At 37.8% G+C, this 21553-nt stretch carries 20 protein-coding genes and 1 other annotated feature; all 20 genes read left to right on the plus strand.

Annotation, left to right across the window (positions count from 1 at the left end; genetic code table 11):
* Positions 1 to 75 precede the first annotated feature (75 nt).
* The 20 genes from icd to thrS all read left to right on the plus strand — a co-directional run bounded on the left by icd (position 76) and on the right by thrS (position 21187).
* Positions 76 to 1338, plus strand: a complete 1263-nt coding sequence (gene icd, locus ACMGGO_RS05300; RefSeq protein ID WP_048393581.1) for an NADP-dependent isocitrate dehydrogenase — start codon at positions 76 to 78, stop codon at positions 1336 to 1338.
* A 178-nt stretch (positions 1339 to 1516) separates the two neighbouring features.
* The gene (gene mdh / locus ACMGGO_RS05305) at positions 1517 to 2455 is read left to right on the plus strand and encodes a malate dehydrogenase (RefSeq protein WP_004226243.1); all 939 of its coding nucleotides are present in this window, start codon (positions 1517 to 1519) and stop codon (positions 2453 to 2455) included.
* Positions 2456 to 2613: 158 nt separating this feature from the next.
* On the plus strand, positions 2614 to 3054 hold the full coding sequence (locus ACMGGO_RS05310; RefSeq protein ID WP_004226245.1) for a MaoC/PaaZ C-terminal domain-containing protein: 441 nt from the start codon (positions 2614 to 2616) through the stop codon (positions 3052 to 3054).
* A 52-nt stretch (positions 3055 to 3106) separates the two neighbouring features.
* Positions 3107 to 3823: a response regulator transcription factor gene (locus ACMGGO_RS05315; protein WP_016993215.1), complete on the plus strand. Its 717-nt coding sequence runs from the start codon at positions 3107 to 3109 to the stop codon at positions 3821 to 3823.
* Positions 3820 to 5355 (plus strand): two-component system histidine kinase PnpS, encoded by a 1536-nt coding sequence (gene pnpS / locus ACMGGO_RS05320; RefSeq protein WP_048393584.1) that lies wholly within the window; start codon positions 3820 to 3822, stop codon positions 5353 to 5355. Before ACMGGO_RS05315 ends, pnpS begins: the two co-directional genes overlap by 4 nt.
* 351 nt (positions 5356 to 5706) lie before the next feature.
* Positions 5707 to 6075, plus strand: coding sequence for a CidA/LrgA family holin-like protein (locus tag ACMGGO_RS05325; protein ID WP_048393586.1), 369 nt, complete (start codon positions 5707 to 5709; stop codon positions 6073 to 6075).
* Complete coding sequence (locus ACMGGO_RS05330) at positions 6072 to 6785, plus strand: LrgB family protein (RefSeq protein WP_004226253.1); 714 nt, start codon at positions 6072 to 6074, stop codon at positions 6783 to 6785. The genes ACMGGO_RS05325 and ACMGGO_RS05330 overlap by 4 nt, the downstream gene beginning before the upstream one ends.
* Before the next feature lie 148 nt (positions 6786 to 6933).
* The gene (gene hflK, locus ACMGGO_RS05335) at positions 6934 to 7896 is read left to right on the plus strand and encodes an FtsH protease activity modulator HflK (RefSeq protein ID WP_054549957.1); all 963 of its coding nucleotides are present in this window, start codon (positions 6934 to 6936) and stop codon (positions 7894 to 7896) included.
* Complete coding sequence (gene hflC, locus ACMGGO_RS05340) at positions 7896 to 8906, plus strand: protease modulator HflC (RefSeq protein WP_048393593.1); 1011 nt, start codon at positions 7896 to 7898, stop codon at positions 8904 to 8906. Before hflK ends, hflC begins: the two co-directional genes overlap by 1 nt.
* A 183-nt stretch (positions 8907 to 9089) precedes the next feature.
* Complete coding sequence (locus ACMGGO_RS05345; protein ID WP_048393595.1) at positions 9090 to 9506, plus strand: hypothetical protein; 417 nt, start codon at positions 9090 to 9092, stop codon at positions 9504 to 9506.
* Between the two features lie 280 nt (positions 9507 to 9786).
* Complete coding sequence (locus ACMGGO_RS05350; RefSeq protein WP_054549958.1) at positions 9787 to 10146, plus strand: hypothetical protein; 360 nt, start codon at positions 9787 to 9789, stop codon at positions 10144 to 10146.
* 53 nt (positions 10147 to 10199) lie between these two features.
* The gene (locus ACMGGO_RS05355) at positions 10200 to 10352 is read left to right on the plus strand and encodes a hypothetical protein (RefSeq protein WP_155483385.1); all 153 of its coding nucleotides are present in this window, start codon (positions 10200 to 10202) and stop codon (positions 10350 to 10352) included.
* A gap of 4 nt (positions 10353 to 10356) precedes the next feature.
* The gene (gene polA, locus ACMGGO_RS05360) at positions 10357 to 12984 is read left to right on the plus strand and encodes a DNA polymerase I (protein ID WP_048393600.1); all 2628 of its coding nucleotides are present in this window, start codon (positions 10357 to 10359) and stop codon (positions 12982 to 12984) included.
* A 12-nt stretch (positions 12985 to 12996) separates the two neighbouring features.
* The gene (gene mutM, locus ACMGGO_RS05365; protein WP_048393602.1) at positions 12997 to 13869 is read left to right on the plus strand and encodes a bifunctional DNA-formamidopyrimidine glycosylase/DNA-(apurinic or apyrimidinic site) lyase; all 873 of its coding nucleotides are present in this window, start codon (positions 12997 to 12999) and stop codon (positions 13867 to 13869) included.
* Positions 13870 to 13882: 13 nt separating this feature from the next.
* Positions 13883 to 14479, plus strand: coding sequence for a dephospho-CoA kinase (gene coaE / locus ACMGGO_RS05370; RefSeq protein WP_281216071.1), 597 nt, complete (start codon positions 13883 to 13885; stop codon positions 14477 to 14479).
* 203 nt (positions 14480 to 14682) lie between these two features.
* Complete coding sequence (locus tag ACMGGO_RS05375; RefSeq protein WP_259948452.1) at positions 14683 to 15705, plus strand: glyceraldehyde-3-phosphate dehydrogenase; 1023 nt, start codon at positions 14683 to 14685, stop codon at positions 15703 to 15705.
* Between the two features lie 187 nt (positions 15706 to 15892).
* Positions 15893 to 16363 carry a transcriptional regulator NrdR gene (nrdR, locus tag ACMGGO_RS05380; protein WP_004226277.1) on the plus strand — a complete coding sequence of 157 codons (471 nt, stop codon included), beginning with the start codon at positions 15893 to 15895 and terminating at the stop codon, positions 16361 to 16363.
* Between the two features lie 16 nt (positions 16364 to 16379).
* Positions 16380 to 17744, plus strand: a complete 1365-nt coding sequence (locus tag ACMGGO_RS05385; RefSeq protein ID WP_048393607.1) for a replication initiation and membrane attachment family protein — start codon at positions 16380 to 16382, stop codon at positions 17742 to 17744.
* Between the two features lie 27 nt (positions 17745 to 17771).
* Positions 17772 to 18701: a primosomal protein DnaI gene (gene dnaI / locus ACMGGO_RS05390; protein ID WP_255349866.1), complete on the plus strand. Its 930-nt coding sequence runs from the start codon at positions 17772 to 17774 to the stop codon at positions 18699 to 18701.
* A gap of 554 nt (positions 18702 to 19255) precedes the next feature.
* Positions 19256 to 21187 (plus strand): threonine--tRNA ligase, encoded by a 1932-nt coding sequence (gene thrS / locus ACMGGO_RS05395; RefSeq protein ID WP_259948449.1) that lies wholly within the window; start codon positions 19256 to 19258, stop codon positions 21185 to 21187.
* Positions 21188 to 21358: 171 nt separating this feature from the next.
* Positions 21359 to 21507: a sequence feature (ribosomal protein L20 leader region), on the plus strand.
* Positions 21508 to 21553: the final 46 nt, after the last annotated feature.

Raw genomic sequence — 21553 nt, forward strand, 5'->3', positions numbered from 1 at the left:
GAAAATATGCTAGAATGTTTGGGACTGTGTTATCACTAACACAGTCCTATGATTATGAATTTAGGAGGCAACAGAATGTCAAACAAAATTGTAGTTGAAAATGGCGTACTTAATGTACCAAACAATCCAGTAATTCCTTTCATCGAAGGTGATGGAATTGGTCCAGATATCTGGGCAGCAGCATCACGCGTAATTGACGCAGCAGTAGAAAAAGCTTATAACGGTGAAAAGAAAATTGAATGGTTAGAAGTTTTAGCTGGTGAAAAAGCATTTAACCAAACTGGTGAATGGTTACCACAAGAAACTTTAGACAAAATTAATGAATATTTAATTGCAATCAAAGGTCCTCTTACTACACCAATCGGTGGTGGTATCCGCTCTCTTAACGTAGCATTACGTCAACAACTTGACTTATATGTATGCTTACGCCCAGTACGTCACTTTGATGGAGTGCCTTCTCCAGTTAAACGCCCAGAAGACGTTGATATGGTTATCTTCCGTGAGAACACTGAAGACATCTACGCTGGTATTGAATTCGAATCTGGTTCAGAACAAGCTCAAAAAATCATCAACTTCCTACAATCTGAATTTGGTGTAAATCAAATCCGTTTCCCAGAAACTTCTGGTATCGGTGTTAAACCTGTATCTAAAGAAGGTACTGAGCGTTTAGTACGTTCTGCTATCGAATACGCAATTAAACATAAACGCCCATCTGTTACTTTAGTTCATAAAGGTAACATCATGAAATTCACTGAAGGTGGATTCAAAAAATGGGGTTATGAATTAGCAGAAAAAGAATTTGCTGATCAAACTTTCACTTGGAACCAATACGATGCTATCAAAGCTGAACAAGGTGAAGAAGCAGCAAACAAAGCTCAATCTGATGCTTTAGCAGCTGGCAAAATCTTAGTGAAAGATTCTATCGCTGATATCTTCTTACAACAAATCTTAACTCGTCCAACTGAGTTCGATGTAGTAGCTACAATGAACTTAAATGGTGACTATATTTCTGATGCTTTAGCTGCACAAGTTGGTGGTATCGGTATCGCTCCAGGAGCTAACATTAACTATGTTACTGGCCATGCGATCTTCGAAGCTACTCACGGTACAGCTCCAAAATATGCTGGTTTAGATAAAGTAAACCCATCTTCAGTATTACTTTCAGGTGTATTAATGCTTGAACACTTAGGATGGCAAGAAGCTGCTGACATGATCACTCAATCTGTTGAGAAAACAATTTCTTCTAAAGTTGTTACTTATGACTTCGCACGTTTAATGGACGGCGCTACAGAAGTGAAATGTTCAGAATTCGCTAATGAGTTAATCAAAAACCTATAATTTTCTATTCTACAATAGAATTTATCGCTAAAGCGGATGCTTTTTTCTGCCGATATAATTAGGGTGACAGTAAATTTTAATTGAATATTTACGATAAACTTGTTTAATTGAGGGAGTGAGATGGAAGTCTCCTCCCTCTTTTAAAATATATAACCTAATTTTAAAGGAGCGTATTCAAATGTCTCTGAAACGAAAAAAAATCTCAGTTATCGGTGGCGGTTTTACAGGCGCTACTGCAGCATTTTTAGCAGCTCAGAAAGAACTTGGTGACGTCGTATTAGTGGATATTCCACAAGCAGAAAACCCAACAAAGGGTAAGGCGCTAGATATGTGGGAGGCAGCACCAATACAAGGGTTTGACTCTTATGTGCAAGGTACTTCCAATTATGCAGATACGGCGAATTCTGACGTAGTGATCATTACCGCTGGTGTTGCACGTAAACCAGGTATGAGCCGTGATGACCTTGTTCAAATCAATCAGAGTGTTATGAAAACTGTTTCAAAAGAGATTGCTACGCATTCACCAAATGCTACAATCCTTGTACTGACAAACCCAGTTGATGCCATGACATACACAGTATACAAAGAAACTGGCTTCCCTAAAAACCGTGTAATTGGTCAATCAGGTGTTCTTGATACGGCTCGTTTCTGTGCATTTGTGGCAGAAGAACTTAAGATTTCAGTGAAAGATATTACTGGTTTTGTATTAGGTGGTCACGGTGACACAATGGTACCGTTAACACGTTATTCATTTGCTGGTGGTATTCCGTTAGAAACACTTATTTCTGCTGAACGTTTAGAAGAAATTGTTGACCGAACGCGTAATGGTGGAGCAGAAATTGTCAACTTACTTGGTAACGGCTCTGCCTATTATGCGCCTGCTGCGGCACTAATAGAGATGGCTGAAGCTATTGTAAAAGACCAAAAACGTATTTTACCATCTATTGCTTATTTAGAAGGCGAGTACGGCTATCATGATTTATACTTAGGTGTTCCTACATTACTTGGCGAAAACGGTATTGAAAAAATCTTTGAGCTAGAATTAACGGACAAAGAAAAAGCAGCTTTAGATCAATCGGCAGAAGCAGTTCGTAATGTGATGAAAATTTTAGTGTAGAATATCAGTCTAAGTCTTAAAACGAGTAGGGAATGTTCCTGCTCGTTTTTTTATGTTTCCAGGGTTGAGAAAGGTAAGGTTCTTCTGCTTTTCATTGTACTTTTAGCATAAAATTGATACTATGAATGTAGTATGATAGAAAAGGGGTTGGCGTATCTTTGCTTCAAAAAAATAGTAAACTTGGTCTCACAATCGATGAAATTACAGTTGGCGAGAAAATCCATATCACTGAAAAAATTGAAGATAGGGATCTATTGCTTTATTTAGGCCTTACAAACGATAGTAACCCGCTTTATATTCAACATGATTATGCAGCTATGACACCTTTTCAAAAGCCAATTGTGCCGACAATTATGTTAAATGGTATTATTACATCAGCTGTGTCAAAGTATATTCCAGGACCAGGTGCACGAATTATTGAGCAACATTTGAAATATTTAGGACCTCTCTATCATTATGAATTGTTCGATACGCTATTAGAGGTTACAGCAATCAATAAATATGACAATACCATCACTGTATCTGTCCACTCATATAATGAGCAGAAGCAGCTTGTAATTGAAGGTTTATTGCTTGTGACTCCACCACTTGCGCTATAGACGTCTTGAGATTTGAAATGGGGGTTTCAAATCACTAACGGAGGCATTAGACATGACAAAAACGATTTTAGTAATTGAAGATGAATTTTCGATTGCAACATTATTGAAATATAATTTAGAACAGGCAGGCTATGTAGTGGAAACGGCTGCTGATGGTCAGGAAGGGCTTGAAAAAGCAATCGACTTACAGCCAAATTTAATTCTTTTAGATTTGATGCTTCCAAAACTAGATGGCATGGAGGTCTGTAAACAAATACGACAACAACGTATGAATACGCCAATTATTATGCTAACTGCTAAAGATGACGAATTTGATAAAGTTCTTGGTCTTGAGTTGGGAGCAGATGATTACATGACAAAGCCTTTTAGTCCTCGTGAAGTTTTAGCGCGTGTCAAGGCTGTATTAAGACGTTTCACGCAAAATGTTGTCGCAGATGATAAGGATGAGGCGCAGGAAAAAATGTATGAGTTTGGACAATTGCGAGTGTACCCAGAGCGATTTGAAGTATTTTTACAGGATGAGGCACTGGAATTTACACCAAAAGAGTTTGAGCTACTCATCTATTTACTTGAAAATAAAAATCGTGTATTAACACGTGATCAGCTATTAAGTGCTGTATGGAAATATGATTTTGCTGGCGATACTCGAATTGTGGATGTACACATTAGCCACCTTCGCGATAAAATTGAAGAAAATAGCCGTAAGCCGATGTTTATAAAAACAATTAGAGGTCTTGGTTATAAATTTGAGGAGCCGAAAACGACATGAAATCGATGAGCAACCGCTTATTCTTGACATTCATGCTTTTACTTGGAACGATACTAGCTGTCCTAATGATTGTTATAGGTCAGCTTTTTCCTGTTTATATCGAGCAATATAACGAGCAAGCAACCACTGAGATACGGACATCAATGGACCAAGTAATCGATGAACGCAAAATGGATTTAACGAAGGAAGATCAGGAAGCTTTGTACGCAGCTCAGGCTATGGAACGAGACGAATCCTTATTGAACTATGTGCGTGCTCGCCTTTACGGAGTACTGGCTATTCTCTTTACCATCACGTTGATATTAATAGCAATTATAAGTCGTTATATGATACGTAACTTTACTGCACCGATTGATAATGTGACAGACACTGCCCTTGAGCTTGCAAAGGGTAACTATCGTGCACGTGCTCAAGAAAATGAGCATGAACGGATGATACCACTGAGTCATTCCATAAACATATTGGCACGGAATTTGCAAGATATTACAACGATACGTGAAGTAGAGGAAGAAAGACTGAAAACCTTAATTGAAAATATGGGGAGCTCCCTTATGATGATTGGTCGTGAGGGGAATATTTCCATTGTAAATCGAGTATTTCTGGAGCGCTTTGGAATGCAGCTTGATGATGTACAAGGAAAGGTTTTTCGTACAATAGGCTTACCTAAATCATTAGAACAATTTATCGATCATGTTTTTCTGACAGAAATGCCTTATCGACAACAAATTAAAATGGAAGTACAGCAAGAACTTTATAACAAAGAAGTTTATGGGGCACCGGTCATCGGGGACCACGGACGATGGCTAGGCGTTGTTATCGTTATGCATGATATAACTGAACTAGTTCGATTAGAACAAATTCGGAAAGACTTTGTTGCGAATGTATCACATGAATTACGCACACCTATTACATCTATTAAAGGCTTTTCAGAAACTTTATTGGATGGGGCCTATAAAGACGAAAAAATGCTGATTTCCTTTTTGGAGATTATATATAAAGAAAGTAATCGACTTCAAATGCTGATTCAAGATTTACTAGAGCTCTCAAAGATCGAGCAGCATGGTTTTACTGTCAATATTATGCCGATGGGCTTACAGGATGTTCTAATTCGTGGAGCAGAATTGACAGCTCCGCGATTGGATGAAAAAAATATGAGCTTCCAGGTGGATATCGAACGAGATGTCCAGGTTATGGGGGATGCCAATCGTATCATTCAGATTGTGACGAATTTAATTACCAATGCGATTACATATTCACCTGAAAACACGACTGTTTCTATTCGATTAAAGGAAAATGAAACACATGGCATTATCGAAATAGAGGATCAAGGAATTGGTATTGAAAAACATGAAATAGCGCGCGTTTTTGAAAGATTTTATCGGGTGGATCGAGCGAGAAGTCGTAATTCTGGTGGAACAGGCTTAGGCTTAGCGATTGTTAAGCATTTAGTCGAGGCGCATCATGGCCGAATTCAAGTAGAGAGTGAAGTCGGCATAGGAACTAAAATGATTGTCATGATTCCGAAAAATTAACAAATCCTTTACATGAACAACATGTTACATTCATATTTGGGCACTATACTTATTTCTAGAAACCCCCAATATGATTGTTAAGACGATGACCATAAAAATCTAATAGAAGATTTTTAACTGCTTTATATTCCCCACAGAAAGAATTTAGTGTTTTTTAGACACTAGGTTCTTTTTCTGTTTTACAGGGAACGTAAATAGGTGTAAAGTATAGTAGCATAAAGTTTAACAACCATCTTACCCGCGATTGTCTGTTAGACGAACGCTTTGACAGTCAGTGAATCAACCTTCTTATCATTCGAATCGTGTTTTCCTGACTGTTGAGGCAGAGAAAAAAATGAGAGAAGGATGACCATGAAAATCGTCAAAAGTATCGTGCAAATCGGCTATCTTTATATCCTATTATTAATCGGAAATACTATTGCACGCCTACTTCACTTGCCGATTCCAGGGAGTATAATAGGACTTGTCCTATTATTTTTACTGTTACAGTTTCATATAATCAAGCTTGAATGGATTGAATTAGGAGCAGCCGTACTATTAAGTGAACTCTTATTATTCTTTATTCCATCTGCCATTGGTGTTATTGATTATCATGCCTTATTTGGTGTGCAGGGAATGAAGGTTGTGCTGGTCATTGTTGTGAGTGCCATTGTGGTAATGTTTGTAACGGGGTATACAGCACAATGGCTAGAGCAGCGAAAGAAGGGTGATGCGATATGACTTTATTAATCGCCATTGTCAGCTTACTTGGGACCGTTGCTATTTTTTATATTTGTAAAATGTTTTATAAAAAATATAAAAAAGAATGGCTGACCCCTATGCTGATTACACCTTTAGTCATTATAGGTATTTTACTACTGACAGGTATATCTTATAAATCCTACAATTCTGGAGCGAGTGTCTTAACAAATTTACTAGGACCAGCAACCGTTGCGTTTGCCGTTCCTATATATAAAAATGTCAACCTATTAAAAAAACACGCATTTGAAATTTTCATCAGCATTGCTGTTGGTTCAGCGGTTGCTATTGTGTCATCCTTTATGATGGCTTTATTGGTGGGCTTAAATGATGAGTTGGTGCATAGTTTAGTGCCACGTTCTGTAACAACACCTATTGCGATGGATATTTCTAATATGATTGGTGGTTCTCCTACGCTTACAGCTGTTTTCGTTATGACGACTGGTATTTTAGGAAGCTTGTTAGCACCAATCGTTATCAAAGTATGTCGTTTTCACAGACCTTCATCTAGAGGATTAATGCTTGGTATGGGTGCTCATGGAACGGGTACATCAAAAGCATTTGAATTTGGAGAGCTAGAAGGCACATTTGCTAGTCTAGCGATGATCGTTGCTGCATTAATTAGTATTGTATTATCCACTACCATTTTCCCAGTATTTGAACATCTGGTTATCAATATCCTGTTGCCCTAAAAGGTAACAGGATTTTTTTGCATTGATAAGCTTTTGTTAAGTGAGAAACAGAGGATTCTGTCCTTTACAATCATTATATGAAAATATTTTGAAACTTTTTATAAGGGTTCACCGTAAACAATAGTACTAAGCAAAAGGAGGAACAGACATGAGTGTGAAAAGGACACTAATGATTGTTGGACTTGGAATATTTGGAATTATTGCACTTATTACAGTTTTTACTTCATGGTACACGGTAGATGAATCAGAGCAAGCTGTGGTTATTACATTTGGTCGTGCCGATGATACAGTAACAAATCCAGGTCTTCATTTTAAATTACCTTGGCCCGTCCAATCCGTAGAAATTTTGTCAAAAGAAACGTTTAGTCTGCAATTTGGTTATAAACAAAATAAAGCAGGTGAGTTAGAGGCATACGATGCCGAAACAAAAATGATTACGGGGGATGAAAATATTGTCTTAACAGACCTTGTTGTTCAATGGAAAATTACAGAGCCTAACAAGTTTTTATTTAATTCGCAGGATCCAGAAAGAATATTACATAGCGCGACATCGAGTGCCATTCGTTCTATAATCGGAAGCTCTTCTATCGATGCAGCGTTAACAGAAGGTAAAGCTGACATCGAAGCAAATACTCGCCAATTATTAGTTTCTCTTATTGAAAAATACGATATTGGAATAAGCGTTTTAGGTGTGAAATTGCAAGATGTAGAATTGCCAAATAAAGATGTGCGTGCAGCATTCACTGCTGTAACAGATGCACGTGAAATGAAAAATACAAAAATAAATGAAGCTGAAAAATATGAAAACCAACGCATTAGTGAAGCTGAAGGCGAACGTGATGCTATTATGTCGAAAGCAAAAGGAACTAAAACAGCCCGTATCGAGCAAGCACAAGGGGATGTAGCGGTCTTTAATAAAATGTATGAGCAATACAAGGGCAATCAGCAAATTACACGAGAGCGGTTAATTATAGAGACGCTTGAAAATGTCCTACCGAAAGCACAAATTTACATTATGAATGATGATGGTAGTACGATGAAGTATTTACCACTTCAGCAACTACAGCCTCAACAGACACAAACAGAGAAAAAAGAGGGGAGCGGTAACTAATGGACCAAAAAAATAAGGATCTAGAAAAATTCCTCAATTTCTTATCTGGCAAAAGTAAAAAAGCTGCTCCTTCAGAAGGTGATTCGGGAGACAATGTAGTTAAAATGTCGAAGAAAGGACCGAAGAATCCTAAAAAATATATCTCTCTAGCTGTAACCTTAACGGTCATATTCGCTCTAGTGATTACTTTATTAACGAATATTTATATAGTTAAAGAATCAGAGTATGCTGTTGTTCGGCAGTTTGGAGAGGTTGTTAAATTTGAGCGTGAACCAGGTTTAAATATGAAAATTCCTTTTATTCAAAGTGTCACAAAGTTACCAAAAAACCAAATGACATATGAGATTTCGGAAGAAGAAATTAATACAAAGGATAAAAAACGAATTATTATTGATAATTATGCTGTATGGCGTATTACGGATCCTAAGCTATTGATTTCGAATGCTGGTACGATAGAAAAAGTTGAATCACGTATGGAAGAGTTCATTTATTCTGTTATTCGCTCTGAACTTGGCCGAATTAACTATACGGAGATTATAAATGATGAGGATTCTTCTCGAGGCAGCATAAATGATCAAGTAACTGAACGTGTTAATGAACTTCTTTCCAATGATAACTATGGTATTGAAGTAGTAGATGTACGTATACGTCGCATTGATTTACCAACTGAAAATGAACAATCCGTTTTTACGAATATGATTTCAGATCGTGAATCAATTGCACAAAAGTATCTTTCAGAGGGAGATGCACAGAAACGTCGTATTGAGGCACAAACGGATCAACACGTACAAGAAATGCTTGCTAAAGCAAGTAAAGAAGCTGCTTTAATTCAAGCTGAAGGAGAAGCAGAGGCTGCAAAGATTTACAATAAATCTTTCTCTCAAGATCCTGAATTTTATTCTTTATACCGCACATTAGAATCCTATAAGAAAACGGTTGGGGAAGATACGGTTATTATCTTGCCAGCTACTTCACCATATGCCAACATCTTGTCTGGTTATATTAAATAAACGCAGTTTAAAGTCGTCTCTGTCTTGAAGGAGACGACTTTTTTGTTGCACAAATTATAACTATCCATGAAATCGAATTATTATAGTATGAAAATAATAGAAATTTATAAGTTTGTATTCCCGAATCAGCTATAATTTGATAGAATGATAATGTTTAAAAAAGAATAGTTGGGGGTAAAGGCTTTGAAATTACAAATTAGCAAATGGCTCCAAAATTTAGGGATTGCTTGTAGTATAGCTTCGATATTAACACTTTTCTACCGTCTATCCGATTTTTCGTGGGTGACGAAAAGTGTTTATCATATACCAGTATTTTTTGTTTGTATCTTTTTAATCAGTATCATTATTGCAGATGATGTAAGAAACCTTTTTAAGAAATTATTTTGGTATGAAAAAAGAAAGGTCAAGCGTCCTATTTGGCAAGTTGGAATTGGCTTAATCTTCTTTTTGGCACAAATTAGTACAGTAATGGTATTTAATCAAGAGCTAACATATCCACAATTAGGCGGCATGCCGTTATTTCTTGTGTTTGCTTTTATGAATGCATTTATATTAACTGTCATCTATGAAGAAGTTTTTTATCGTACTTCAAATCAATAATAACTATTAAGAACTTTCATTTACAGGAGACTTGTCCTTGAATGAAAGTTTTTGCTTTTTAGTAATGGATGTAATACGTCTTATGCCTTGTAAATACGTAAATTATTAACATTTGTCAGTATTGCCCTTATTTAATCTGTAGTACAGTCAAGTTATTGAGAATAGTCAATGACTAAACTTGATAGGCAGATGCATACATACCATATTGAATTTTTTAACCTAGTTTTAACCTTTAGTATGTATGATAAGCAAAGATTCATTTTAATAGGAGGTAATAAAGATGAAAAAGGTCGTGTTTGGAAGTGCTTTAGCAGTCGGATTATTATTTAGTGGGGCAGGGCAATCCTCTGCTAATAGCCTAATTCAACCAATTGATATTCAAGGCATGGATCTAGAATCAGCATTACAGGCAGTCCAATCACAGCGAGCCCAGCTGTTAGAAAATCAGCTTAAGGATCAACTAGAGGATGTTCAACAACGAAATCAACAGCTAGCTGATTGGAATGCACAGCAAGGTCAAATGGATATGCTCCGTTTACAAAGCATGAATAGTAAACGAAATGAGGCTTTTGATGTAATGACTAATTTTGTAAAAAAAATGCAGGATAGTCGTTCATCTATTATAGGTAATATGCGTTAAGGAGTTAAAATATTTTAAACAAGTCAACCGCTGCGCGCGGTTGGCTTTTTTGAATGAATAGGATTGCTAAAGTAGCGGATAAAGTCTTAAAAGTGGTGGATAAACCATTAAAAATAATGGATAACCTTGAGGGTGGACGCCTGCTTTTTTTACTTGAAATGTATTGTTATGATAAAGTAGAAGAAGAAGACAACGCAGGAGGATAAAATCATGACCAAGGAAAAATTACTATTATTGGACGGTAATAGTTTAGCGTATCGCGCGTTTTTTGCGTTGCCATTGCTAACGAATGATAGTGGCATTCATACTAATGCTGTATACGGCTTTACAACAATGCTACAAAGAATATTAGAGGAAGAACAGCCAACCAAAATATTGGTTGCTTTTGATGCTGGGAAAACAACATTCCGCCATGAAACCTTTACAGAATATAAAGGAGGACGTCAAAAGACACCACCAGAATTATCAGAGCAATTTCCTTATTTACGAAAGCTCATTGATGCGTATGGTATTAAGCAATATGAGCAGGAGTTATATGAAGCGGATGATATTATCGGAACGCTTGCTAAAGAGGCTTCGTCGCAGGATATGGATGTTATCATCGTTTCTGGAGACCGTGATTTAACTCAGCTGGCGACAGAGCAAGTAACCGTTTATATAACGAAAAAAGGTATTACGGAAATAGAGAAAAATACACCAGCCTTTATTGCGGAAAAGTATGGGTTAACGCCGCTCCAAATTATTGATATGAAAGGCTTGATGGGGGATTCCTCCGATAATATTCCTGGTGTACCAGGCGTCGGGGAAAAAACGGCTGTAAAATTATTAAAAGAGCATGGCTCCGTTGAAGCACTTTATGAAGCAATGGATACATTGAAAGCTTCTAAAATGAAGGAAAAGCTTGTAGCTAATGAAGAGCAAGCCATCATGAGTAAGAAGCTGGCAACGATTTATACGGATGCTCCAATCACCATTTCACTGGCTGATCTTGCATATAATGGGCCAAAAGAAGATGAATTAATCAATGTGTGGCGTGAGCTTGGCTTTAAATCGCTGCTTGATAAAAGTGACTTTACAGTGCAAGAAGAAGAACAGGCGCCTCTCGATTATGACCTTGTCCAGGAAGTTCGACCTGAGGATTTAAAAGACGTGATGGCTGTGCATGTAGAGCTTGAAAACGAGCACTATCATACTTGTCAGCAGCTGGGAATTGCCTTATCAGATGGCGTAAAGACGCAATATATTCCATTTGATAAAGCAGCAAAATCAGATATTCTCCGTCGTTGGCTAGAAGATGCCACAAAAATAAAATATATATCCGATTCTAAGGCAGCTCAAGCATCATTAAAGCGAGCTGGGATTCAATTAGCTGGCGTTGACTTTGATTTGCTACTTGCCTCTTATATTAATAATCCAGCATTAAGTGGCGATGATATCGCAACACTTGCAAGGGAATTAGGCTACTATGATGTCCAAGCAGATGAAGCGGTATATGGAAAAGGTGCCAAGCGTGCAATACCTGATTTGGACCAACTTGCACAGCATGTTAGCCGTAAAGCTTTTGCAGTATGGTCATTACAGCCGAAACTGGAAGCCTTATTAAAGGAAAATGAACAATTCGATCTTTATAAAAACCTAGAGCTACCATTGGCAGGAATTTTAGGTGAAATGGAAAGCGAAGGGATTACGGTTAACCGCGCTACGTTAGAGAAAATGGGGCAAGAGCTTAATGATAAACTTGTAGTAATTGAGCAAGAAATTTATGCAGAAGCTGGAGAAACCTTTAATATTAATTCACCAAAACAATTAGGTGTGATTCTATTCGATAAGCTAGGGCTACCTGTGATTAAAAAGACTAAGACAGGCTATTCAACTGCTGCAGATGTCCTAGAAAAATTACAGTCAGAGCATGCTATCATCGAACATATTCTGTTGTATCGCCAACTTGGAAAATTACAATCCACATATATTGAAGGCTTACTAAAGGAGATTCATGTATCAGATAGTAAAGTGCATACGCGCTTCCAGCAAGCTTTAACTGCAACAGGGCGTTTAAGCTCAACAGATCCGAATTTACAAAACATCCCAATTCGTTTGGAGGAGGGCCGCAAAATTCGTCAAGCCTTTGTACCTTCAAAAGAGGATTGGATATTATTTTCTGCTGACTATTCGCAAATTGAATTACGCGTTCTTGCACATATGTCAGAAGATAAAAACCTTGTTGAGGCTTTCCGTGAAGGAATGGACGTTCATACACGTACAGCTATGGATGTATTTCATGTGTCAGAAGATGAGGTTGATAGTAATATGCGTCGCGCAGCGAAAGCTGTTAACTTTGGAATAGTCTACGGTATTAGTGATTATGGTCTATCACAAAACTTAGATATTACGCGTAAGGAAGCGGCTAATTTTATTGAAAAGTATTTCGCAAGTTTCCCTGGTGTAAAACAGTACATGGATGACATTGTACAAAATGCAAAATTTAATGGCTATGTGACAACGATATTAAATAGACGCCGTTATTTACCGGATATAACAAGCTCAAACTTTAATTTAAGAAGCTTTGCTGAGCGTACGGCGATGAATACGCCAATTCAAGGTAGTGCAGCTGATATCATTAAAAAGGCAATGATTGATATGGATGCTCGATTGAAAAAAGAAAAGATGCAGGCAAAACTGCTACTTCAAGTGCACGATGAGCTAATCTTTGAGGCACCAAAGGAAGAGATTGCCTTACTCGAAAAAATTGTACCTGAAGTCATGGAAAACGCTATTGAGCTTGCTGTACCGCTTAAAGTAGATTTTAACCATGGCTCAACTTGGTACGAGGCAAAATAAGGAGGGATTCAAATGCCTGAATTACCAGAGGTAGAGGGTGTCGTCCAGGCATTGAAGCCAACAGTTGAAGGACGTACCATTCAACAGGTTCAGCTTTCTGAACGAGTACATTTCTCTTTTAGTGAGGGTAAACAATGTATTGTAAAACAAGCAGCGCCTGATGCATTTGAAAGTACTTTGTCCCAGATGACCATTACCAAAATTGAACGAAGAGCAAAATATATTTTCTTTCATTTGCTGAAGGATGATGTTCCATATGTTCTTGTTAGTCACTTAGGGATGACAGGTGCTTGGTTTGTTGTGAATTCACCCGAAGAAATCAATGAGGCGAAATTTCAAAAGCATATCCATGCGACATTTGAAATGGCAGATGGGGGATACTTGATTTATTCAGATATTCGTCGATTCGGTGAACTTCGTTTTCTGACAAAAATTGAAGATCATGCACCATTGACAAAAATGGCACCAGAGCCATTTGATGAGCATGCATGTGATTTTTTTATAACAAAATCTAAGCTACCGAAATATGAAAATAAAGCCGTAAAAGAAGTAATTATGGATGGGCAAGTCATTTCGGGCTGTGGCAATATTTATGCAACAGAGGCATTGTTTGCTCAGAAAATTCACCCTGCACGCAAAATGAGCCGCATTAGTGAAAAGCGGAAGCGAGCATTATTTGAGGAGATTGTTGCTGTCCTACGTCAAAGCATTGAAGCGGGTGGTTCAACTATTTCTGATTATCGAAATATTAATGGGGAAGCAGGGAGTATGCAGAATCGATTAAAAATGTATGGGAAAAAGGTATGTCCAGCATGTGAAACGGCAACAAGTCAAATGACAATTGGAGGGCGTACCTCTGTATATTGCCCAAATTGTCAACATTAAAGGGGATTTAGCAATGATTATCGGACTAACAGGAAGTATTGCAAGTGGAAAAAGTACAGTAGCTAAAATGATGAGCGAACTGGGTTTACCGATTGTTGATGCAGATGTTGTAGCACGAGATGTCGTAGAACCTGGAACTGAGACATTAGCATTGATTGCTGAAAGCTTCGGACAAGCTATCTTGCTTGAGGACGGCAATTTAAATCGAACTATGCTGGGAGATATCATATTTCATGAGCCTGCCAAACGCAAAACGTTAAATGATATCATGCATCCAGCAATCAGAAAAGAAATGTTACGTCAGCGTGATGCTTATTTAGAAGCAGGACATGAACATGTTGTGATGGACATTCCTTTGTTATTTGAAAGTAAGCTTCAACATTTTGTGGAACGTATCATTGTGGTATCGGTCAGTGAAGAAGTTCAGCTTCGACGTTTAATGGAACGTAATAATTTATCTAAAGAAGATGCATTGGCACGTATGCACTCTCAACTGCCGATGTCTGTCAAAGAAAAGGGTGCACATGCGGTCATTTATAATAATAAAAATATAGAAAGTACAGAAGAACAATTAAAAAAAATCCTGCATTATTGGGGTGTTATTTCATGAGTTCTTTTATAATGCGTAGCAAGCCGACCTTGCTACGCATTTTTTTATGGGGAAACGCCATAATAAAGAATAATTTTTCAGAAAATAAGAACTTTTATATTCTCAATATATAATGTTCATCTTTTTTAAAATTGTGTTATACTAATCACCATAAAGTATATAATTAATTAATCTGAGTATGTACTCACAGGAGGATATTATAAATGACAGTATCAATTGCTATTAATGGTTTCGGGCGTATCGGACGTATGGTTTTCCGCCAGGCTATCGTACAACAAGATTTAAACATCGTTGCAATTAACGCTAGCTATCCTGCAGAAACGTTAGCACATTTGATTAAGTATGACACAAATCACGGAACATTTGAAGGTACGGTAGAACCAGCAGGCGATGCTTTAGTTGTAAATGGTAAACGAGTTCAAATTATTAGTGAACGTGATCCTTTAAAATTACCTTGGTCTACAATGGGTGTAGATATCGTTATTGAAGCTACAGGAAAATTTAATGTGCGTGATAAAGCAGCAATGCACTTAGCAGCAGGCGCGAAAAAAGTAATCTTAACAGCACCAGGTAAAAACGAGGATGTCACAATTGTTTTAGGTGTAAATGATGACAAATTGGATATTGCGAAACATGATGTTATTTCAAATGCTTCTTGTACAACAAACTGCTTAGCGCCAGTAGCAAAAGTATTGAATGACACATTTGGTATTGAGAATGGTTTAATGACAACAGTTCATGCTTATACAAATGACCAAAAGAACTTAGACAATCCGCATAAAGATTTACGTCGTGCACGTGGATGCGCCCAATCCATTATCCCAACATCTACAGGTGCAGCGAAAGCCTTAAAATTAGTGTTACCTGAATTAGAGGGTAAAATTCATGGTATGGCACTTCGTGTTCCAACACCAAACGTATCTTTAGTTGACCTTGTAGTAGATTTAAATACAGATGTAACAGTTGATGCAGTTAATGCAGCATTTGTAAAAGCGGCAACAGAAGGTCCAATGAAGGGTATCCTTAATTTCTCTGTTGAGCCATTAGTATCTTCTGATTACAATACAACAACTTATTCTTCAACAGTTGATGGACTTTCTACAATGGTGTTAGGCAACCGCAAAGTAAAAGTACTTGCTTGGTATGATAACGAGTGGGGCTACTCTGCACGCGTTGTTGACCTTGTGAAAAAAGTGGCAAATGCTTTAGAAACGGTAAACGCGTAATAATTTCTATAGATAGCACATTGAAATCGAAAAGGTTTCAATGTGCTCTTTTTTTACAGAAACTTTTCTTGTACTTCAGGTGCTTTAGATTTATCATGAGCCCACAAACGTGAATGCACTTTTCTTACATGTAGGAAATTTGTTATAATAGATATATTAAATTGTTGTAAACCAGGAGAGTAATTATATGAGATGTCCATCTTGCCAATTTAACGGAACGCGTGTTGTGGATTCGAGGCCAGTAGATGATAATAAAGAAATTCGTAGACGTCGTGAATGTGAGTCATGTGGCTTCCGTTTTACAACGTTTGAAAAAATTGAAGAGACGCCATTAGTCGTTGTGAAAAAGGAAGGTTCACGAGAAGAGTTTAGCCGTGAGAAGGTACTTCGTGGGCTTATTCGTGCTTGTGAAAAACGTCCAGTGGCACTTGATGTGCTGGAGGAACTTGTTCTGTCCATTGAAAAAGATCTTCGTCGTATTGGAAATTCGGAAGTACGCTCAGAAGATGTTGGCGAAATGGTCATGGACCGCTTAGCCAAAATTGATGAGGTTGCCTATGTGCGTTTTGCGTCGGTCTACCGTCAGTTTAAAGATATCAATGTCTTTATTGAAGAAATAAAGGACATTATTCAACGTCAAACGGAGAAGAAATCATAGCAAACAGAGAGGATGAATGACGTTGATTCATTTATATAAGGAATTGCAGCCTGGCGATCCTTTCGACATTCGTCTACCTCATGCATTTTCTACACAAGAGCGTCAATTAGTTACATTATTTTATCAACCATTAACGGGATCAGAGCCAGTTAGCCTCTATTTAACATTATGGGCAGAAGCAGAGCAAATGCCAAAGCAGCAAATGACACATTATTATTTAATGAATGTGCTAGGGCTACCAATTGGTAAAGTGTTTGAGGCTCGTATTGCTTTAGAAGCTATTGGTTTGCTGCGTACATGGAAAAAAGAAAATGCTGGTGAGCGTAGTTTTTTATATGAGCTACAGCGCCCATTAGATGCAGATAGCTTTATGAAAGACCCGCTGCTGTCGATGTTTTTGTTTAGTAAAATTGGAGAGCAGGCTTATCGCAACTTACGTCAGCGCTTTATGTCACCTGTAAAGGACTCGGCGTTTAAGGATGTATCTCGTGCTTTTATTGATGTCTATAAGCCTGTTCATGCCAATATCCCATCAGATTTACAAGTGGATACGAGTCATAAGGATAAACAACAAAAAGTATATCCTTTTTATTTGGAGCAATTCGATTTTGATTTATTGCAAGCTGGTTTGTCTGAGCAATTGGTACCTTCCAATTTGTTGACATTTGAAGTGCGTGAAGCTATAGCCAAGTTGGCATTTTTATATCATTTAACAGCCCTTGATATGCAAAAAGTAGTCATACTTGCTTTAGATGATGATTTAGGAATTTCTCAGGAACGTTTACGAAAGGCTGCTGCTGATTTTTATAAATTAACCGTATCCAAGGAGCCGCCAAAACTTGCCCGTGTCACCGATCCTCTACCAGTAGCAGAAGCGGGACAAAAAACCAAGGATCAGGAACTTCAACACTATTTAGAAACAACGGCACCTGTCCAAGTTTTAAGAGATATAAATAATGGTAAAGAACCATTACAAACCTCAGTCCAACTTGCAGAAAATTTAATCGTTCAACATGGCATGCCAATTGGAGTGGTTAATGCATTGTTAGAATACGTTATGCTAACAACAGATATGAAGCTCCCTAAGAAATATGTGGAAACGATTGCTGATCATTGGGTACGAAAAAATGTCCAGACCGCTAAGGAAGCAATGGAACTTGCACGTCAAGAGCATGATAAATATACAGCTTGGAAAAACAAGCCGCAAACGTCCAATAAAACGAGTCAACAGACTAAAGGACGTTCAAGATATCAACGTGAAGAAAAAGTGCCTGAATGGTTCTATAAACGAAATGACAATCAAGAGGAATCTACCTCTAGTACTATAGATTTTGAAAAAGAGCGACAAAAAATATTAGAGATGCTAGGAAAAAGCGAATAGTAAAGAAGGTGAGCAGTAATCGAACCTATAAATGGACCACTAAAGCGAGCAATTAATGTACCCTCGTTCCAAGAACGCTATGAAGCCATGCGACGTGAAATTTTAGAGCACCCGCATGTGCAGGAATTTTTAGCGCAGCATGCAGATGAATTAAACTATGACAATGTTGAGCGAAATTTACCTAAACTGCATGAGTTTATTAGTCAATCTACTGAGTGCTGTGGGTGTGATAATACCGAACATTGTACAAACTATTTAAAAGGATTCATCCCGACATTAAGGGTTGTTCGGAATTCTATTGAAATGGACTATGTGCGCTGTGAGCAAAAGATTAGGGAAGAAGAACGCCGGGATGTTGCGAATATGATTGCAAGTATGCATATGCCAAAAGATGTGCTACAAGCAACAATTCATGATTTAAGTATTGATGATGAATCACGTGTGGCGATTGCACAAAAAGCAGCTCAATTTGTTAAAATAACAAAAGAAACTGGTCAATTACCTGCAAAAGGTTTTTACCTATATGGTAAATTTGGTGTAGGGAAATCCTTTGTACTTGGGGCATTGGCCAATGAATTAGCATCTATTAAAATCCGCTCTGTGGTAGTTTTCGTTCCAGAATTTTTACGAGAAATGAAAAATGCCATTGGTGATAATACATTGAATGAGAAAATAGATTATATTAAAAAGGCTCCTGTCTTAATGCTAGATGATTTAGGTGCGGAGACAATGACTGCCTGGACACGTGATGAAATATTGGGGACTATTTTCCATTATCGGATGGCAGAGCAATTGCCAACTTTTATTACGTCTAATTTTAACTATGAAGAATTAGAGCATCACTTAGCTCAGTCACAAAAAGGTGATATTGAGGTTGTCAAAGCGGGACGAATTATGGAGCGAATTAAAGCCCTAACAGTGCCAATCGAAATGCGAGGCAAAAATCGTCGGATGTAACATTGATAGTTGCATTTTTCGACAATCGAGCGTATACTGACTCATATACTTAATATCAATATGCATTGATGAGGACATGAATTTTGTGTATCAGCTTTTAGAGAGGGAAGTCATCGGCTGAAAACTTCCTAGTATGGGCACATTATTTACTACCTACTGAGCAGCGAAAGGGATAATCTTTCGCCGGTCCCTAGCCCGTTAGCTAGCCTTGAGCTTCGTCTGACTTTATGTAAGTCGGAAGGAAGAAGGGTGGAACCACGAGCATACGCTTCGTCCCTTTTGTGAGGGACGGAGCTTTTTTTATTTTTCTCAGATTTCATTGAAATAGTGGTGGCTCCGCTCATATAGGGAGATAAGTCGCTCGCGAAAGTGGTAAATTCGCTCATAGAGAGTAAGAAACCGCTCAGAAACATGAAGATGCCGCTCCGATTGAACAGAGAAATGCTTAAAAAAGCAATGACTCCGCTCAAACCAAGCCGTAGAGTCACACAAACATTGCTCCAGCCAATCATCAAGCATTATGTATTTATCAAAAACAAAGGAGTGCAAAGGATATGTCAGAAATGATTAAATTAACTTTCCCAGATGGCGCTGTAAAGGAATTTGCAAAAGGCACATCAACTGATGACGTAGCATTATCTATTAGCCCTGGCTTACGGAAAAAAGCGTATGCAGGTAAAATTAATGGTGTGTTAGTAGATTTAAAAACACCAATTGAAGAGGATGCAACAATTGCAATCATTACACAAGATGATGAGGCAGCACTTGAAATTTTACGTCACTCAACTGCCCATTTAACAGCGCAAGCTATTAAACGTCTATTCCCAGATGTAAAGCTTGGTATTGGTCCAGTAATTGAAGGTGGTTTCTACTATGATATCGACTCACCAACACCAATCACTGCTGAAGATCTACCAGCCATTGAAAAAGAAATGAAGAAAATTATTGCTGAAAACCTTGAGGTAGAACGCAAAAATGTAAGCCGTGCAGAAGCACAAGCCCTTTATGAAGAAATTAGCGATGAGTATAAATTAGAATTACTTGAAGCCATTCCTGCAGATGAGCAAGTATCTATTTATTATCAAGGCGAGTTTTTTGATCTTTGCCGTGGTATCCACGTACCATCTACGGGTAAACTTCGTGAATTCAAGCTTTTATCATTAGCGGGTGCTTACTGGAGAGGGAACTCTGATAACAAAATGTTACAACGTATTTATGGTACAGCGTTCTTCAAAAAAGAGGAATTAAAACACCACCTTCAAATGCTAGAAGAAGCAAAAGAACGTGATCACCGTAAAATCGGAAAAGAATTAGAACTGTTTACAACTTCCCAAAAGGTTGGCCAAGGTTTACCACTTTGGTTACCAAATGGTGCAACAATTCGTCGTGTTATTGAACGTTATATTGTCGATAAAGAATTATCACTTGGCTATAAGCACGTTTATACACCAGTATTAGGTTCTAAGGAGCTTTATCAAACTTCTGGTCACTGGGATCATTATCAAGATTCAATTTTCCCACCAATGGAAATGGATAATGAAACATTAATTATGCGTCCAATGAACTGTCCTCACCATATGATGGTGTACAAAAACAGCATGCATTCATATCGTAACCTACCATTGCGTATTGCAGAGCTTGGCACTATGCACCGTTACGAAATGTCAGGGGCTGTTTCAGGCTTACAACGTGTTCGTGGGATGACATTAAATGATGCCCATATTTTTGTTCGCCCAGATCAAATTAAAGCGGAATTCCAAAAAGTAGTACAGTTAATTTTAGAGGTTTATAAAGATTTCGACCTTAATGATTACTCATTCCGTTTATCTTATCGCGACCCAGCAGATACTGAGAAATACTTCGATGATGATGCAATGTGGGAAAAAGCACAAAGTATGCTAAAAGAAGCAATGGATGAACTTGGCTTAGACTACTTTGAAGCGGAAGGTGAGGCTGCATTCTATGGTCCTAAACTTGACGTTCAAGTAAAAACAGCGATTGGTAAAGAAGAGACTTTATCTACAGTTCAATTAGACTTCTTATTACCAGAACGCTTCGACCTAACTTATGTTGGGGAAGATGGTAAGCCTCATCGTCCAGTTGTTATCCACCGTGGTGTTGTATCAACAATGGAACGTTTTGTTGCCTTCTTAATTGAAGAATACAAAGGAGCATTCCCAACTTGGTTAGCACCGGTACAAGTTGAAGTTATTCCAGTATCGAATGAAGCTCACTTCGACTATGCAAAGCAAATTGAAGAGCAACTTACAGCGGCTGGTTTACGTGTGGAAATGGATGATCGTGAAGAGAAATTAGGCTATAAAATCCGTGAGGCACAAATGAAAAAGATTCCTTATATGCTTGTTATCGGGGATAAAGAGGTTGAGGCAAATGGCGTAAATGTTCGACGTTATGGCTCGAAAGATTCCGAAACAATTAGCTTTGAGGATTTCCTAGCAGCTATAAAAACAGAAATTACAAAATAAGCTTTAACTAGAAACCCTCGCTTGCCAAAGTGAGGGTTTCTGTATAAAATAAATCTTGCATTTGTATAGAATAGCTTCATTTTGGTTATGTTAGCACAGATAAGAAAATAAATATTTGACAGCTTATCATATACATGCTAATATAATTAAGGTTAATGAATACAAAGTTTGTGGTTGAAGTAGAGGCTGCCCGCTTCTCACCTGATACAACGCTTTAAAGGCTGTGAACAGGTATGACACGTTGAATTGTTTTGCGTAGACTTGCGCATGCACATATAGCGGGCGGACATCTTCAAAAATGTCCGTCCTTTTTTTATGGACATGACGAGAGGATGTACCGTTCAACCGGGCAAGGCTTTGCCCAAA

It is taken from the genome of Lysinibacillus sp. BNK-21 (genome assembly GCF_048684915.1).
GTDB classification, from domain to species: Bacteria; Bacillota; Bacilli; order Bacillales_A; family Planococcaceae; genus Lysinibacillus; species Lysinibacillus capsici.

Excerpts from the sequence above, each read along its gene's own strand:
- icd (WP_048393581.1), top strand. The coding sequence starts at position 76 with ATGTCAAACAAAATTGTAGTTGAAAATGGCGTACTTAATGTACCAAAC.
- mdh (WP_004226243.1), top strand. The coding sequence starts at position 1,517 with ATGTCTCTGAAACGAAAAAAAATCTCAGTTATCGGTGGCGGTTTTACA.
- ACMGGO_RS05315 (WP_016993215.1), top strand. The coding sequence starts at position 3,107 with ATGACAAAAACGATTTTAGTAATTGAAGATGAATTTTCGATTGCAACA.
- pnpS (WP_048393584.1), top strand. The coding sequence starts at position 3,820 with ATGAAATCGATGAGCAACCGCTTATTCTTGACATTCATGCTTTTACTT.
- ACMGGO_RS05325 (WP_048393586.1), top strand. The coding sequence starts at position 5,707 with ATGAAAATCGTCAAAAGTATCGTGCAAATCGGCTATCTTTATATCCTA.
- ACMGGO_RS05330 (WP_004226253.1), top strand. The coding sequence starts at position 6,072 with ATGACTTTATTAATCGCCATTGTCAGCTTACTTGGGACCGTTGCTATT.
- hflK (WP_054549957.1), top strand. The coding sequence starts at position 6,934 with ATGAGTGTGAAAAGGACACTAATGATTGTTGGACTTGGAATATTTGGA.
- hflC (WP_048393593.1), top strand. The coding sequence starts at position 7,896 with ATGGACCAAAAAAATAAGGATCTAGAAAAATTCCTCAATTTCTTATCT.
- ACMGGO_RS05350 (WP_054549958.1), top strand. The coding sequence starts at position 9,787 with ATGAAAAAGGTCGTGTTTGGAAGTGCTTTAGCAGTCGGATTATTATTT.
- ACMGGO_RS05355 (WP_155483385.1), top strand. The coding sequence starts at position 10,200 with ATGAATAGGATTGCTAAAGTAGCGGATAAAGTCTTAAAAGTGGTGGAT.
- polA (WP_048393600.1), top strand. The coding sequence starts at position 10,357 with ATGACCAAGGAAAAATTACTATTATTGGACGGTAATAGTTTAGCGTAT.
- mutM (WP_048393602.1), top strand. The coding sequence starts at position 12,997 with ATGCCTGAATTACCAGAGGTAGAGGGTGTCGTCCAGGCATTGAAGCCA.
- coaE (WP_281216071.1), top strand. The coding sequence starts at position 13,883 with ATGATTATCGGACTAACAGGAAGTATTGCAAGTGGAAAAAGTACAGTA.
- ACMGGO_RS05375 (WP_259948452.1), top strand. The coding sequence starts at position 14,683 with ATGACAGTATCAATTGCTATTAATGGTTTCGGGCGTATCGGACGTATG.
- nrdR (WP_004226277.1), top strand. The coding sequence starts at position 15,893 with ATGAGATGTCCATCTTGCCAATTTAACGGAACGCGTGTTGTGGATTCG.
- ACMGGO_RS05385 (WP_048393607.1), top strand. The coding sequence starts at position 16,380 with ATGACGTTGATTCATTTATATAAGGAATTGCAGCCTGGCGATCCTTTC.
- thrS (WP_259948449.1), top strand. The coding sequence starts at position 19,256 with ATGTCAGAAATGATTAAATTAACTTTCCCAGATGGCGCTGTAAAGGAA.